Origin of the sequence: Natronomonas salsuginis, assembly GCF_005239135.1 — an archaeon.
GTDB lineage: Archaea > Halobacteriota > Halobacteria > Halobacteriales > Haloarculaceae > Natronomonas > Natronomonas salsuginis.
In genome coordinates this window covers 231,042-245,853 of record NZ_QKNX01000004.1, presented here as the reverse complement: position 1 = coordinate 245,853, position 14,812 = coordinate 231,042, and the positions used below count along the sequence as shown (strand labels likewise).

At 61.2% G+C, this 14,812-nt stretch carries 16 protein-coding genes and 3 pseudogenes; 12 read left to right on the top strand and 7 right to left on the bottom strand.

Annotation, left to right across the window (positions count from 1 at the left end; translation table 11 throughout):
- Together DM868_RS11620 and DM868_RS15495 are read left to right on the top strand one after the other, a co-directional pair.
- Window positions 1-95 (top strand): annotated as a pseudogene (locus tag DM868_RS11620) (IS5/IS1182 family transposase); the annotation flags it as partial.
- A 41-nt stretch (window positions 96-136) separates the two neighbouring features.
- Window positions 137-304: pseudogene (locus DM868_RS15495) on the top strand (IS110 family transposase); the annotation flags it as partial.
- 201 nt (window positions 305-505) lie between these two features.
- On the opposite strand, the gene DM868_RS11610 reads toward DM868_RS15495, so the two are convergent.
- Window positions 506-1,141, bottom strand: coding sequence for an IS6 family transposase (locus DM868_RS11610; RefSeq protein WP_137277037.1), 636 nt, complete (start codon window positions 1,139-1,141; stop codon window positions 506-508).
- A 96-nt stretch (window positions 1,142-1,237) separates the two neighbouring features.
- Window positions 1,238-2,200 (bottom strand): transcription initiation factor IIB, encoded by a 963-nt coding sequence (locus DM868_RS11605; protein ID WP_137277036.1) that lies wholly within the window; start codon window positions 2,198-2,200, stop codon window positions 1,238-1,240.
- A 138-nt stretch (window positions 2,201-2,338) separates the two neighbouring features.
- Between DM868_RS11605 and sufB the strand changes: the two genes are divergently transcribed.
- The 5 genes from sufB (at window position 2,339) to DM868_RS15905 (ending at window position 5,632) form a co-directional block, all read left to right on the top strand.
- Window positions 2,339-3,769 (top strand): Fe-S cluster assembly protein SufB, encoded by a 1,431-nt coding sequence (gene sufB, locus DM868_RS11600; protein ID WP_137277035.1) that lies wholly within the window; start codon window positions 2,339-2,341, stop codon window positions 3,767-3,769.
- A gap of 40 nt (window positions 3,770-3,809) precedes the next feature.
- Complete coding sequence (locus DM868_RS11595; protein ID WP_137277034.1) at window positions 3,810-4,139, top strand: 4Fe-4S dicluster domain-containing protein; 330 nt, start codon at window positions 3,810-3,812, stop codon at window positions 4,137-4,139.
- Window positions 4,140-4,142: 3 nt separating this feature from the next.
- Window positions 4,143-4,550: a hypothetical protein gene (locus DM868_RS11590; RefSeq protein ID WP_246049076.1), complete on the top strand. Its 408-nt coding sequence runs from the start codon at window positions 4,143-4,145 to the stop codon at window positions 4,548-4,550.
- A 90-nt stretch (window positions 4,551-4,640) separates the two neighbouring features.
- Window positions 4,641-5,504 (top strand): 2-oxoacid:ferredoxin oxidoreductase subunit beta, encoded by an 864-nt coding sequence (locus DM868_RS11585; RefSeq protein WP_137277032.1) that lies wholly within the window; start codon window positions 4,641-4,643, stop codon window positions 5,502-5,504.
- A gap of 5 nt (window positions 5,505-5,509) precedes the next feature.
- Complete coding sequence (locus DM868_RS15905) at window positions 5,510-5,632, top strand: DUF7563 family protein (protein WP_449289569.1); 123 nt, start codon at window positions 5,510-5,512, stop codon at window positions 5,630-5,632.
- A gap of 306 nt (window positions 5,633-5,938) precedes the next feature.
- On the opposite strand, the gene gcvPB is transcribed toward DM868_RS15905, so the two are convergent.
- The 4 genes and pseudogenes from gcvPB to DM868_RS11565 all read right to left on the bottom strand — a co-directional run bounded on the left by gcvPB (window position 5,939) and on the right by DM868_RS11565 (window position 10,405).
- The gene (gene gcvPB / locus DM868_RS11580) at window positions 5,939-7,381 is read right to left on the bottom strand and encodes an aminomethyl-transferring glycine dehydrogenase subunit GcvPB (RefSeq protein ID WP_137277031.1); all 1,443 of its coding nucleotides are present in this window, start codon (window positions 7,379-7,381) and stop codon (window positions 5,939-5,941) included.
- Complete coding sequence (gene gcvPA, locus DM868_RS11575; protein WP_137277055.1) at window positions 7,378-8,706, bottom strand: aminomethyl-transferring glycine dehydrogenase subunit GcvPA; 1,329 nt, start codon at window positions 8,704-8,706, stop codon at window positions 7,378-7,380. The genes gcvPB and gcvPA overlap by 4 nt, the downstream gene beginning before the upstream one ends.
- Before the next feature lie 56 nt (window positions 8,707-8,762).
- Window positions 8,763-9,986, bottom strand: a pseudogene (locus DM868_RS11570) (ornithine cyclodeaminase).
- Window positions 9,987-10,024: 38 nt separating this feature from the next.
- The gene (locus DM868_RS11565; RefSeq protein WP_137277030.1) at window positions 10,025-10,405 is read right to left on the bottom strand and encodes a hypothetical protein; all 381 of its coding nucleotides are present in this window, start codon (window positions 10,403-10,405) and stop codon (window positions 10,025-10,027) included.
- Window positions 10,406-10,649: 244 nt separating this feature from the next.
- Between DM868_RS11565 and DM868_RS11560 the strand changes: the two genes are divergently transcribed.
- Genes DM868_RS11560 through DM868_RS11550 form a run of 3 tightly spaced genes read left to right on the top strand, consistent with a single transcriptional unit; the run spans window position 10,650 to window position 13,732 of the window.
- Complete coding sequence (locus DM868_RS11560) at window positions 10,650-11,339, top strand: SOS response-associated peptidase (RefSeq protein WP_137277029.1); 690 nt, start codon at window positions 10,650-10,652, stop codon at window positions 11,337-11,339.
- Between the two features lie 49 nt (window positions 11,340-11,388).
- Window positions 11,389-13,002 (top strand): MmgE/PrpD family protein, encoded by a 1,614-nt coding sequence (locus DM868_RS11555; protein ID WP_137277028.1) that lies wholly within the window; start codon window positions 11,389-11,391, stop codon window positions 13,000-13,002.
- Between the two features lie 25 nt (window positions 13,003-13,027).
- Window positions 13,028-13,732 carry a fumarylacetoacetate hydrolase family protein gene (locus tag DM868_RS11550; RefSeq protein WP_137277027.1) on the top strand — a complete coding sequence of 235 codons (705 nt, stop codon included), beginning with the start codon at window positions 13,028-13,030 and terminating at the stop codon, window positions 13,730-13,732.
- 30 nt (window positions 13,733-13,762) lie between these two features.
- Here DM868_RS11550 and DM868_RS11545 read toward each other — a convergent pair whose 3' ends face one another.
- Entirely contained in the window at window positions 13,763-14,194 is a 432-nt protein-coding gene (locus tag DM868_RS11545) for a universal stress protein (RefSeq protein ID WP_137277026.1), read from the bottom strand.
- 114 nt (window positions 14,195-14,308) lie between these two features.
- On the opposite strand from DM868_RS11545, the gene DM868_RS15175 reads away from it, so the two are divergent.
- A complete protein-coding gene (locus DM868_RS15175; RefSeq protein WP_170964494.1) occupies window positions 14,309-14,455 on the top strand; it encodes a hypothetical protein in 147 nt (48 codons plus the stop codon).
- A 15-nt stretch (window positions 14,456-14,470) separates the two neighbouring features.
- The gene (locus tag DM868_RS11540) at window positions 14,471-14,803 is read left to right on the top strand and encodes a DUF5658 family protein (protein ID WP_137277025.1); all 333 of its coding nucleotides are present in this window, start codon (window positions 14,471-14,473) and stop codon (window positions 14,801-14,803) included.
- Window positions 14,804-14,812: the final 9 nt, after the last annotated feature.

Genomic DNA, 14,812 nt, shown 5'->3' with positions numbered 1-14,812 from the left:
GCTTCGCCGTGCGAGCGCGTACTTGGTTCCGTGAGTTCCGAGAAATCGCGCTGATGTGTGTGGTCTATAACATCAAGCGAGCCGTGAAACAGTGAGTTCCACCGCTGTATGGCGATTCAACACAGCTTCTCATACAGCAGTTCACACCTGTAACGACGAGTATCTGAGTCGTTTCTACGAGCGGCTAGCAAGTCGGGAGAACTCACAAAAAGCAATCGTGGCGACAGCTCGAAAGATGTTGGTGTCGATCTATCACATGCTCAATCGAGGTGAAGTGTATGACTCACCTGGTGTAAGCGTGTAGACGAGGAATCTGAGGGCCGCCGAGTGGGCGGCCCTCAGTGGCCGGCCGAGGCTACCTGTAGCAACTGCTATCGCCAAACAGCGACCGCACCGCATCACGATTGGGGCCGCCTGTCGGCTGTGTCAGCAGCAGATCCAGAGACGGCGTAATTATTTTGTCGTTAACGGTGGTTTGTGTAGATAGCAGCGTTTCCATAGGTGTTCAAATACGCTGATTCCATGCGAAGCTGAACGATCGAAGCCAATTCTCGGCGGTGTCTGCTTCGGCGTTGCTGAAACAGTTTGAGAAACTGGTAGTTCTGCGTTTTATCTCTCGAAAGACACGTTCGATACTGTTCCGATTTCCATTGTTTTCGTATCTGAAATTGAGGCCGTGTCGGCGACAGGCATCTTTCAACGAGTGCGAACCATCAACGAGAAACACGGCGTTGTCATCGTCGTGTTTCTCGCGGAGTTCAGCAAAGAACGTCTGAGCGATTACGCTATTTGTGGTTGGTTCAAGCCGTGTATAACGTAATTCGTTTGTTTCGGGATCGGCAGCAGCGTACAGCCAATACTGCTCGTTATTGAGTTGGATCACAGTCTCGTCGACGGCGACGTGATCCGGATTTCGACCAGATTCGGGCTGTAGCTCCGCCTTGTGAACCCAGTTATGCACGGTAGATCGAGCGCGATTGACACCGAATAGTTCAACGATAGAAACAGTATTCGAACGTGATAGACCAGCAAGATGGAGTTGAATATCGAGCTTCATCAGTAATCTCGGTGTCGCCTCCCGTTCCACAAAATCTAATTCGATCTCGTCCAAACAGCCGTTGAGGCGGTCGTTTTCCGGCATAGGTCACTCAGGAAACAAACCGCCTCACTCTTCATTCGTACCCCAATATACCAGTAACTACGCCCACGGGCATAGCACTGGATATCTCCAGACCCTTCAACCATTTTGACGCTCGTCGTAGGCGTTGAGTACCTCACGATACCGGTTCCGAATAGTGACGTTACTGACGTCAGCAGCCGCAGACACGTCGTCTTGCGTGATATGTTCCCCACAGAGCCTGCCCGCCGCATAGACGGCACTCGCAGCAATACCGACTGGGTTTTTCCCGCTGTGGACACCGTGAGCTGTGGCTGCTTCGATCAGTTTGCGGGCGTGTCGTGTCGTGTCATCGCTACAATCCAGTTCGGAGACGATACGACCGACGTATTCTATTGGATCTGTCGGTGGGATCTGCACATCGAGTTCCCGAACGACGTATCTATAGGTGCGCTTGATCTCCAGTGAGTCGACACGGCTGACGACTGCGATTTCGTCGAGCGTCCGCGCGACGCCATCGAGCCGTGTCGCGGCATACAGAGCCGCGGTTGCAACCCCCTCGATCGAACGCCCTGGGAGGAGACCGTCCGCTAACGCGCGCCGATACATCACGCTTGCAGTCTCGCGTGTCGGCTTGTGTACCCCCAACGCAGAGGCCATCCGCTCGATCTCGCCGAGTGCCTGCTTGAGGTTGCGCTCTTTCGAATCCCGTGTACGGAAGCGTTCGTTCCACGTCCGTAGTCGCTGGAGTCGCTGGCGCTTTCGTGGTGTCACTGGATTTCCGTATGTGTCTTTGTTTTGCCAGCCGATATTGGTCGAAAGTCCCTTGTCGTGCATCAACTGTGTCGTCGGCGCACCAACGCGTGATTTCGCTGCCTTTTCAGCCGAATCGAAGGCACGCCATTCCGGACCACGGTCGATGCGTTGCTCGTCGATGACCAATCCGCAGGCAGTACACACCTTCTCGGCCGTATCACTCGCTGTGAGTACGTCCTCCCCACACTCGGGACATCCCTGCTCCCGTGCTTGCTCTGTTTTTGACTCTGCGGATGGGGCAGTCGTCTCGCGAGTCTGGTGGGTCATATGCCCCCTTTCATCTCATCAACAGTAAACTTTTGTGACTACAAATAGTTCCTATAAACTGTGAAAGAAACCTATTATAGTTACAAATTGTAGTTTGAGTACCCTAGCTTTATTCTTCCATACTACAAGCATCGATTGATGAGCTCCGATCAAGAGCACCTCCGCGAGACCGACACTGAAGACCGGTTCGATTTCAAGAAAGAGGAAGCAGCTGCGTTCAAGGCTGATCAGGGACTGACAGAGGAGACGATACGGCTCATTTCTGAGGATAAAGACGAGCCCGAGTGGATGTTGAAGCGACGACTGCGTGCGTTGGACCTCTGGCAAGAGATGCCGATGCCGACCAATTGGCCGGGACAGCCAGACTTGTCCGAGGTCGATGTCAACGAGATCGTGCCGTACATCCGACCCGACGTCGACGTCCGCGCCGGCGTCGACGACTGGGAAGAGTTGCCCGAGGACATCAAGGATACATTCGACAAACTCGGTATTCCGGAAGCCGAAAAGAATGCGCTCTCCGGTGTGGGTGCCCAGTACGAATCCGAAGTCGTCTATCAGAACATGCAGGAGCGCTGGGAAGAGAAAGGCGTCATCTTCTGTAATATGGACGAGGCTGTACAGGAACACGAAGAGCTCGTCCGCGAGTACTTCATGACCAAGTGCGTGCCGCCGAGCGATAATAAGTTCGCGGCGCTGCACGGGGCGATCTGGTCCGGCGGCTCGTTCGTCTACGTTCCCGAAGACGTCACCGTCGAGATGCCCGTCCAGGCGTATTTCCGGATGAACTCCGAGGGGATGGGGCAGTTCGAACACACGCTCATCATTGCGGAGCCAAACTCTGAGGTTCACTATATCGAGGGATGCTCGGCCCCGAAGTACTCGGCGTTCAACCTCCACTCCGGCGGCGTTGAGGTAATCGTGAAGGAGAATGCCCACGTCCAGTACTCGACGGTGCAGAACTGGTCGAAAAACACCTACAATCTCAACACGAAGCGTGCGCTCGCCGAGAAAGATGCGACGATGGAGTGGATTTCTGGGTCGATGGGCTCGAAGGCGACGATGCTCTATCCATCGACGATCCTGAAGGGACCGGGCGCGACTGACAACCACATCACTATCGCCTTCGCGGGCGAGGGCCAGAACATCGACACCGGCGCGAAGGTGTACCACAACGCGCCGAACACGAAATCGACGATCGAGTCCAAGTCGATCTCGAAAGACGGCGGCCGCACCAACTACCGTGGGCTGGTTCACATCGCCGACGGCGCGGAGAACTCCTCGACCGCCGTCGAGTGTGACGCGCTGATGTTCGACAACGAGTCGACCAGCGATACGATGCCGTACATGGAGATTAACGAGTCGACGGTAGACGTCGCCCACGAGGCCACCGTCGGGAAGATCGGCGACGAAGACGTCTTCTACCTCCAGTCACGCGGACTGGACGACGACGACGCAAAGCAGATGATCGTCGCCGGCTTCATCGAGCCGATCACCGAAGAACTGCCCATCGAGTACGCGGTCGAACTCAACCGCCTCGTCGAACTCGAGATGGAGGGCTCGCTCGGATAGTAGTTCGTCTGGACTACGCCACTCTTATCGAGAATATCTCATGGCTATCGATCCAAACTTCGAACAGAACCGCGATGTCGCCGAGCAACACGGGGGGCACCGGGTCTGGGGCGCAGTCGACGAACCGGAACAGCTCGGAATCCACGGCACACACGTGGCTGTCGACTTCGACATCTGCATCGCCGACGGTGCCTGCCTCGAGGACTGTCCCGTCGACGTGTTCGAGTGGACAGATACACCAGGCCATCCCGAGAGCGACATCAAAGCCGATCCGATCAACGAGACACAGTGTATCGACTGCATGCTCTGTGTCGATGTGTGTCCCGTCGACGCCATCGACGTTGACCCAGGGCGGGCGGGGCGCTTGTGAGGGGTGATTGAGGAACCGCTTATGACCCTATCACTCCAGTGCTACCGGTGCGGGGCAGAATATACCTATCTCGGCGAGAGGCCACATCCCGCTCAATGCCCGTCGTGTGGATCGTCGTGCGTCCCGCCGGCCGGCTCTCTTACCGTCGTCGACAGCGTTCACTGGGAGAGTGCAAACGGGCTCGCGAAAGTCTGGGTCCACAGCGTCGATGAACGTGACCGACCGTTCGAATTCGAAGTCGCTGCACACGGTCGCCGTGGCAAGCTGGTTGCGATCAAAGTTGACGGCGTGTCGATTGACCCACAGATTGACAAGACACTGGAAACGCTCCCACCGGAAGTGAGGGCCGAAATCGAAGCACAGCGAATAACAAATATCAATATTTCGACAGTAACGAACTCGAAAGCATGATACCAACCCAGAGTACGCAACGACCGAAACCAGCGGGCATCGGCTCGAAAGACGAGTTCCGAGATACTGTCGGAAGCGGTCAGTAAGAAGATGAGCACCGACATCAGATTCACCGACTTCAAGTCCGACAAGCAGCCCACGTGGTGTCCCGGTTGCGGTGACTTCGGGACGATGAACGGGATGATGAAAGCGTTGGCGAACACCGGGAATGACCCGGACAACACATTCATTGTCGCGGGTATCGGCTGTTCCGGGAAGATCGGTACCTACATGCACAGCTACGCGCTCCACGGCGTCCACGGTCGCGCACTCCCCGTGGGAATCGGGGCGAAGCTAGCGAATCCGAACCTCGAAGTGATGGTCGCCGGCGGCGACGGAGATGGCTACTCGATTGGCGCTGGCCATTTCATCCACGCCGTCCGCCGCAACGTCGACATGACCTATATCGTGATGGACAACCGCATCTACGGCCTCACGAAGGGACAAGCCTCGCCGACATCGCGTGAGGACTTCGAGACGTCGACGACGCCAGAGGGTCCGAAACAGCCGCCGGTCAACCCACTCGCGCTCGCGCTGGCTGCCGGTGGGACGTTCATTGCGCAGTCGTTCAGTTCAGACAGCCAGCGCCACACCGAGATCGTTCAGAAAGCCGTCGAACACGACGGATTCGGCTTCGTCAACGTCTACAGCCCCTGTGTGACGTTCAACGACGTCGATACCTACGACTACTTCCGAGACACGATTGTTGATCTCGCCGAGGCAGATCACGATCCGGCCGACTACGACAACGCTACGGACGCGATTATGGATGGGGACAAAGAGTACCAGGGTGTGATCTATCAGGACGAGCACTCGGTTGCCTACGAAGAGCGTGAAGGGCTCTCAGAGAATATGGCCGTCATACCCGACGGAGCGCCGGACAATGCAACGGACCTCGTTCGGGAGTTCTACTGATACCTGTGCCTGATTGCGCTACCTGTGGTGGGCATATTTCTGCTCAGTTCGCACGGGTGTTCAGCGACAAGGACGGCGTCGTTCTTGCGTGCCCGTCCTGTTCACCCAATGCTGGTATTGGAAAATAAATACGACAGCGAACAGACGATATATGATCATTCTCTCAACTCACGGTCGAAGCTACACTCAGCCCGGCTGTGTTCCTCCTTCGCTGGCGCGCACTGCGGTGTTCTGTGATCATAAAGGGTCACGCCTGGAATCAGTGCTAGATCGAAGATACGCTGAACGAGACTGGTTGATGAGTGATTTCAGTTTTCTTCCGAGCAATAGTTTCAACGCGTATGCATTGAGACGGCCAGCGTCAACTATTTCGAATTTTGGGCGAAAACCGATCCCTACTCGACGCAAAACGGGTTAACGAAACGTAGACGCCGCTATTCGTCGTCGAGCGCCTGCCACGAGAGACGCGGATTGCGTGCGGCCGACACCTGATCGATGCGACGGGCAGCCGTCCGTTCGGGGGCGCGTTCGATGGTCGCAGCGTCCTCACCGTGGACCGCGTTGAACGCGGCGGCGAGTTGATCGAGCGTCCGTTTGCCCTCGATCTCGGTCGGTTCGGTCATCAGCGCCTCGTCGACGATGTCGGGCCACTTCGTCGTCGGCGGATGGACGCCGTAATCGAGCATCCGTTTGGCCACGTCGGCGGCGTCCTGATCGCCTGCACTCGCGACGAACTCGTGATGGAACGGCCCGAACGGAATCTCGTGGTCGATCCGGGAAGCCAAATAGTTGGCGTTCAGTACCGCCTTCGCGCTCGCGTCCGCGAGTCCCTCGTCCCCGAGGCGGGCGATGTAGGCGTAGGTCTTCAACAGCACGAGCCAGTTACCGTCGTAGCCGTGGACTTTTCCGATCGAGTGCTCCGGTTTGTATCTCTCGTACCCGCCGTTCGATCGGCGGACGTGGGGATCGGGAAGGAAGAACGCGAGTTCGTCGGTGACGCCGACCGGGCCGGCACCGGGGCCGCCGCCGCCGTGCGGCGTCGCGAACGTCTTGTGGACGTTGTAGTGCATGATGTCGAAGCCCATGTCGCCGGGGCGAGCACGCCCCAACAGGGCGTTGAGATTCGCCCCGTCGTAGTAGAGCAAGCCGCCGACGTCGTGAACCATCTCGGCGATTTTGACGATGTCCCGTTCGAAGAGGCCAAGCGTGTTGGGGTTCGTCAACATCAACGCGGCCGTCTCCTGCGAAAGCGCCGCCGCGAGCGCGTCCGTATCGACGCGGCCGTCGTCGGCGCTCGGCAGCGAGACGACGTCGTACCCCGCCATCGCCGCGCTGGCGAAGTTCGTCCCGTGTGCGGAGTCGGGGATGACGACCTCGGATCGGTCATCGCCGTTCGATTCGTGATACGCGCGAGCGAGCAGGATGCCGGTGAACTCGCCCGCCGCACCGGCCGGTGGCTGGAGGGTAACCGCGTCCATTCCGCCGATCCGAGCGAGTTGCTCCTGCAAGCGGTATTGGACCTCCAGGATGCCCTGGACGGATCGCTCGGATCGGTCGGGGTGAACGGACGCCATCGGATGTGCGGCGACGTCCTCGGTGAACTTCGGATTGTACTTCATGGTACAGGAGCCGAGCGGGAAGGGGCCGGATTCGACACCGTAGTTCATTTCCGACAGCCGCGTGTAGTGGCGAGCGAGTTGGGGTTCGGACAGATCGGGGAGTTCGAGGCTGTCACGGGTCAGCTCGTCGGGGAGCGACGAATCGATGTCTACACGTTGGGTGTGCTTTTCGGAGAGTAGCGGTTCGTACACCTCGTCGTCGTTCGCCCACCGTGCCTGTTCGTACGTGAGCGGTTCGTCGGCGGAGTCATCGGTCATTTTGCCGCCTCCGTCGCCGCCTCGACGAGTCCATCGATCGAGTCGGCGTTCGTCTCGGTAACACAGAGCTGTATCTCGTGTTCTCCCACGACGTGAACCGCGTATCCAGACGCTTCGAGGTCCGAGGCGACCGCTTGAGCGGGCTGATCCGTATGAGCGACGAACTCACGGAAGTGGTGTCGATCGTGGACCGGAGCCTTGAGCCCCCGTATCTCGTTCAATCGATCGGCGAGCTCTCTCGCATGGACGACACAATCCTCCGCGAGTTCGGCCAGCCCGCTGGGACCGAGCCACGCGATGTGCATCGCGGTTCGCAGAGCGACCCACGCCTGATTCGTACAGATGTTCGACGTCGCTCGCTCGCGTCGGATGTGCTGTTCGCGGGTCTGGAGCGTCAAGGTGTACGCCCTCCTGTCGGTCGCGTCCTCGCTGGCTCCGACGAGCCGACCGGGGACCTGTCTGAGAAACGCCTCTCGGCAGGCGAACAGTCCGGTTCCCATCCCGTACGCCGCGGGAAGTCCGAGCGTCGCGGCATCGCCGATCACGATATCCGCACCGAGACGTGCGGGCGCTTCCAAGAGCGCGAGGGCGAGCGGATCCGACCCGACGACGAAGAGCGCGTCGTGTTCGCCGGTGAGGTCCCCGATCGATCCGAGGTGTTCCTCTATCGCTCCCCGCACGGTGGGCGTTTCGGCGTACACCAAAAGCGTCGACTCGTCGACTCGGTCGGTGAGTTCGGCCACGTCGACGTTGCCGTCGTCCATCGGATAGGCTTCGATATCGACATCGTGTCCGATGAGATAGTTTTCGAGCGTTCGCCGCCGGCCCTCGTGAAGCCGTTCGGGGACGAGCACGCGAGCTCCATCCGCTTCCCGGCTGCGTATTGCGAGCGTCGCGGCCTCGCCGAGTGCCGTCGCGGCGTCGTACATCGAGCAGTTCGCCACGTCGAGGCCAGTGAGTTCGACGATCATCGACTGGTACTCGAAGAGTGCCTGTAGAAACCCCTGTGCGATCTCCGGTTGATACTGGGTGTAGCTGGTCAGAAACTCCGATCGATCGGTGAGGTGATCGATCATCGAGGGGACGTAGTGATCGTAGTGGCCGCGGCCGAGAAACTCCACGAGTTCGTCGTTTTCGCTCAGGACGCGACCGACGAGCGCTCGCGTCGTCCGCTCTTCTCGGTTGGTGATGTCGAACGTCCCGTCGAAGCGAATTTCCTCGGGGATGTCAAATAACTCCTCCTCGCGCTCGACGCCGAGGGCCGAGAGCATCGCCGCCGTCTCGGCCTCGGTGTGTGGCGCGTACGGAGTTCCGTTTGCTGTCATGAGATACTGGCTCACGATCGCGCCCCGGCGGTAATAGGGATTGTCGTCGGCGGCGACTACGCAAAGATGTTGTCCACCAGAATGGGAATGAACGTGCCGATGTCCGCCACCATGCCGGCCGCCTGCGCCGAGCCACGATCCAAAAGCTGCGTCACCGTCGAAGGATTGATCTCGACGCAGACGACGCGCGTCGTCGAGGGCGGACAGTTGTCAACGACGACCGAGTCCAAAAGCGTCGACAGCATCAACACCATATCGGCTTCGTGCGCCTGCGCTCGGATCGCGTTCTGCGCTTCGATGGCGTCGGTGATCGTGTCTGGGAGGGCCCGTCGTCTCGGATCGAGCCTGCGATGACGAATGGTACGTCGGATTCGACACACTGGTACATCACGCCGAAGTCGAGCAGACCGTCGTCGACCGCCGCTTTGATGCCGCGGCACGGATGATTTCGCTGATCGCGTAGATGTGGTGTTTGTGGCCGTGGCGGGCGTGGTCGAGCGTCTCGGTGTTGACGCCGAGCGACGTCCGGTAAAGGTCGCGTTCGATGTCGTGGACCGCAAAGCCGTTGCCGATCGAGAGCTGGTCGACGTAGCCGTGTTCGACGAGTCGGGCGAGATCCTCGCGCGCACCCGAGCGAACGAGCGCGGGGCGCGCGACGACGAGTACCTCCTCACCCTCGGCTTTCGTCTCCTGTATCGCATCCGCGATCTGTTCGATTGTCGATTCGGACGGCCGCTCGCCCGAGATGCCGCCCTGCATGAATCCGAACGCACCGTCCTGTCCGCAGGGACGCTCGGGCGGCTGCACGTGGATGCCGCCGTCGCCGGTGACGATCCGATCCCCGCGCTCGATCGCGTTGAGGACCTTCGTGTACGCACGGCCGCCGTCATCGGTCGATTCGACGACGATCACACAGTCCATCTCGACGTGTTCGACGTCGATCCACTCGCCCTCGTGCCGGACCTGTGTCGGGTGGTTCGTCGTCGAATAGAACTCCTGCGGGACGGCTCGATCCGCCGGCGCGGGGTCGAGGTGTGGTCGGTCGAGTCCGCGAGATTCGCACCGCGCTGGTGGAGTTCGTGAACGATCTGTCGCAGGTAAGATTCGTTGTCAGCGGTCACGAGCAATCGCGCGTAGGACTCCTCATCCTTCCGCTGACCGATGTCGAACTCCTCGACGTCGAAGGAACCGCCGAGATCCATGATGAGCCCGAACGCGGTCTACATCGTCCCGGAGTCGATGATGTGGCCCTTGAGTTCGACGACGCGTGAAACGCTCATACGCTGAGAGACGGCGGTCGCCGGTAAGTCCGTTGGGGTCACCCATTCCGGTGGGTCACCGTCCAATCTCCCTCGAAGTTTGCCGCCAACCGGTGGTAAAACGCCCGCAGACCGTCCGGTTCCGTCTCGGGGAGTACGTGTAACTCGACGACCCCATCGCGGATCGCGACGCGGAACGTATCGCCGGTCACGTCGTCGTGAACGAGATACAGCGGCATCGGGAGGTCGAACCAATCGCCATACCGATACGGCTGTCGGTCGAGTATCGATCGGACGAGCTCGACCAGCGTCGCCTCGTCGAGGTCGCGTGTGGGGCGCACCGAGAACACCGTGCCGCCGTCGTACTCGACACCGCCGCGGCGACGATACCGACGGGTCGGGTGCTGTGGAATCCGAAACGTCGGATCGTCGTCGGTCACACCGAGGGTTACGCCGCAATGTCGTTTAAATTCGAGGGCGGCCGAAGCGTCGCGATCCCCTCGAAACCAAGACGCCGCCACTGACGGCCGAGAATTTATATAAGGAAACGTGGCCAGAACGCACGTGACGTGACAACGAACCGGCGGCTGGCGTAGGCGGGTGCGTGGAACACCGCCGCCGGAAACCGAACGATCGTTCCACCTGTTCGCTACGTATTTCCAACTCCGGATCGTACGTCGAGACATGTGTGGCCGGTACAGCCTCTTCGCTTCGGAGGAAGCCCTCGAGTCGCGGTTCGGCGCGACGTTCGAGTTCGATTTTGAGCCGCGGTACAACGCCGCACCGGGACAATCGCTCCCCGTCGTCACGGACGAGGCACCCGACCGCATCCGGCGGTCAGAGTGGGGGCTCGTTCCACAGTGGGCCGACGACGAGACGGAACGCTATATCAACGCTCGATCGGAGACCGTCGCCCGAAAGCCGGCGTTCGCCAACTCCTATGAGCAACGGCGCTGTCTCGTCCCTGCAGACGGCTTCTACGAGTGGACGGAAACCGAGAACGGAAAGCGGCCGTATCGCGTCGCGTTCGAGGACGACCGCCCGTTCGCGATGGCGGGCCTCTACGAACGCTGGACGCCGACGACCGAACAGACCGGACTCGGCGACTTCACGAACGACGGCGTCGACTTGAGCGGCGTCGAGCCCATACAAACGTTCACCGTGTTGACGACGGAACCGAACGGGGTCGTCGAGCCGCTCCACCATCGGATGGCAGTCATTCTCGACCCGGAAGACGAGACGAGGTGGCTCGACGGCGAGGATGTACCGTTCGATCCCGCACCCAGCGACGGATTCCACGCGTATCCAGTCTCGACGTCTGTGAACAATCCGGCGAACGACGGGCCGGAACTGGTCCGACCCGTCGACGGATGACGACATCTCGGCCGAACAGCTAAATCGGCGGCCGTCGTCGTAACGAACGATGCATACGCCCGAGTGGCTCCCGTTCGTCGACGAGACGGATCGCCCCGACGAGCCGTTCGTCGAGCGCGCCGCCCGGTGGGCGATCGACCTCTCCTACCGTGAGATACCCAAACCGGTCAGAGGCGCGGCGACAATCCAGCTAACGAGCAGCGTCGGGGCGGCGCTCTGGACGCGGATGCAGCCGGTCGGCGCGCGGATCGAGCGAGTGATCACAACGGGAACGTCGACCCGATCGGAGACCGCGACGTTTCTGGGCGGCAAACAACTACCGCCCGCGGAGACGGCCTGCGGCAACGCGGCGCTGTCGGGGGCGCTCGAATTCGACGGCCGTCTCCTCGGTGGAACGACCAGCCCGAGTTGCGTGTTCGTCCCGCTCGCGTACGCGGAGACGACGGACGCCGACGGGGCGGACCTCCTCGTCGCCCAGATCGCCGCGAACGAGATCACCGCGCGCCTCGGGGCTGCGGCGGCTGTCGGCCCGTTCGGGGGGCCGAACGCCGCGTGGATGCACGCCGTGGGTGCGGCGGTCGGTCGCGGAGTTCTCGAAGGCGACGGCCTGGAGACGCTGGCCGATGCGATCTCGATCGCCGTGAGCGCACCGTCGCGACCGATCGAGAGAGCGGTACTCGGTTCCGATGTGGGCGTGTGGACGATCGGTAGATCGATTCAGACCGGAATCGCCGCCCTCGACGGCGCTCGAGCAGGACTGAGCGGGCGACGCGACGTTGTCGAGGCGGCGGCCGGCCTGTTGAAGAGCGTTTCACCGCACCCGGCGGAAGCGTACCTCTCGGCGCTCGGTTCGCGGTGGCACACGGAGACGCTGAGCGTGGCCGCCGCTCCGGGAACCCCTTCGGTCGCCGCAGCGACGGAGGCCGGACTCGAGATCCGCAGCCAGTTCGATCGTGGGCGGACGACGATCGACCGGGTCGACGTCTACGGACCGCACGCGATGGCCTCGGCGAACGAAGGCGCGAGACAGTATCTCGGCGACGGGCAGACGCCGACCGCCGCGCTGGTCCGTTCGGTGCCGGACGCGGTCGCGCGAACGCTCGTGACGGGCGAGACGGTTCCGGGGCAGATCGATCGGGACGACGAACGGGGGGCCGTCGAGCGAGTCAGAGAACGCATACGGGTACACCACGACCCTGATATAACGCTCGCCGCGCTCCGGTCGGCCGTTCCAGAGGGCGTCGAGTTCGAGACGGTGACGGGGTCGGTCGCGGCCCACGTGGCGAAAGCCCTCGGTCCCGCACGCGCGCTCCGGAACGCGCCGACGGTGTTCCGGACTGGACGCCGGCTCGAGACGCCGCCGCGGACGAGCGAGTTCGAACGGCACATCGGCGCCCGAGTCGTCGTTCGAACGGCGGACGGGCGCGCGTTCGAGGCGACGGTGGCTCGTCCCCCTGGCTCGGCGGGTGTGCCGCCGGCCGAGATTCGCGCCGTCGCCCGCTCGAAGTGCCGAAAGGCGCTTGAAGCGCTCGGGTGTTCGGAACCCAACGCACGGACGCGAACCGATCGGTTGTTGACGATCGACGAGGCGGGACGCGTGCGGATTGATCGGCTACTCGGTGAGCCGGCGACACGGGGCATCGCCGGCAATGAGAACACGTAAGCAACCGGCGGCCGGCGAGGCAGGTATGAAGTACGCACGCATCGAAACGTCCACGGGCGTTCTCGAAGGTGAGTACGACGACGGAACCGTTCGCACCGAAAACGCGACCTACGAACCGGACGAGTACGAACTGCTCGCACCCTGTGAGCCGTCCGTCTTCTACTGCGTCGGCCGGAACTTCGGCGAGAAGGTCGAACAGATGGACTACGAGGTTCCCGACGAGCCAGACTTCTTCATCAAACCTCCGGTGTCGCTACACGACCCGGAGACGCCGATCCCGTACCCGAGTTTCTCCTCGGAGTTCACCTACGCCGGCGAGTTGGCCGCCGTTATCGATACGGAGTGTAAAAACGTCTCCGAAGACGAGGTCGACGACGTGGTTCGCGGGTACACGATCTTGAACGATCTCGACTGCCTTGACCAGGAGCGCCGGACCGCGAGGAAGGCGTTCGATTCGTCCGGTCCGCTCGGGCCGGTCATCGCCGACGTCGAACCGGTCGGGCTCGAGATGACGACGCACATCAACGGCGAACTCCGCCAGGAGGATAACACCGAGAACATGTTCAACAAGCCGCGCGAGACGATCTCGTTTCTCTCCGAGCGGTTCACGTTCAAACCGGGCGACGTGATCAGTTTCGGCAGTCCGGCGAATCCGGGGCTGCTCGAACCCGGCGACGAGATCGAGATCCACTACGAGAAGATCGGCACGCTCCGAAACACCGTCGAATAGCGGTCGGTGGCGAGACGATCGGAGACGAGGCTAACTTATATCGACGACGAGCACCGGCCGATCTGCGGCCTTGACGACGCGTTCGGTCGTGCTGCCGAGGTTGAGCCGCTTTTCGCGCCCGGATCGACCGTGAGTGCCGAGCACGAGCAGGTCGATCTCCCCGTCGGACGCGTACGAGAGGATCTCTCGGTATGGGACGCCTTCCGGTGTCGCGGTGGTGACGGAGACGCCGTCGTCGGCCGCCCTGTTTGCGAGCTCCGTGACCGCGTTCTCGGCCTCCTTCGCGAGGTCTGCTCTGACTGCCGCTTTATTATCGACGTCGGCGGCGAGAACGACGCGTCGATCGACGACCGAGATGACGTTCAAGCTCGCATCGTAGGCGTCTACGGCACCGATCGCGTGGTCCAACGCCGCCGCCGCGCGTTCGCTGCCGTCGGTTGGCAGGAGGATCGAATCATACATACGGTCGACTCCGCGGGCCACCCACTTCAAACGCACCCCAAGTGCGTGGACTCGGTCGAAATCGAGCGTCGAAACAGATCGGAGATTAAATACTAGGTGAAGAGTACGTGGGATATGACGACAGACAGCGCGGCCGCAATCGAGCCGAATCCATCCGCGACGGCGGACCGGGCGTACGTTTCACCCGCGGTGGATTTCATGGTCGTACTGGCGGGGATGTCCGCGCTCGCGATCGGCGTCGCTGTCATTATACTCCCGTAGTGCGAAGAGGGAACTGTGAAGCAGTCGGCGACGGTTCCGTTGCTTGGGGGGAGAGACCGGGAGGTCTGGATCGCGGCGATCATTCTCTACGGGATCGGTGACACGCTCACGACGCTTTGGGGGCTCTCGGCGGGTGGCGTCGCGGAGGCCGGACCGGTGGCGAAACCGCTCATCGAGGCACACGGGCAGTATATGTTGTTGGTGATCAAAGCCGCTGTCTTCCCGCTGTTTTATCTCGTGTGGCGATCCATCCGAACGCCCGGACGGATCGCGGTTCCGTTCGCGCTTGTGCTCGTCGGTGGCGCGGTGACGGTGTGGAACCTGTTCGTCATCACCGGTACGTTATGAGCCTCGGCA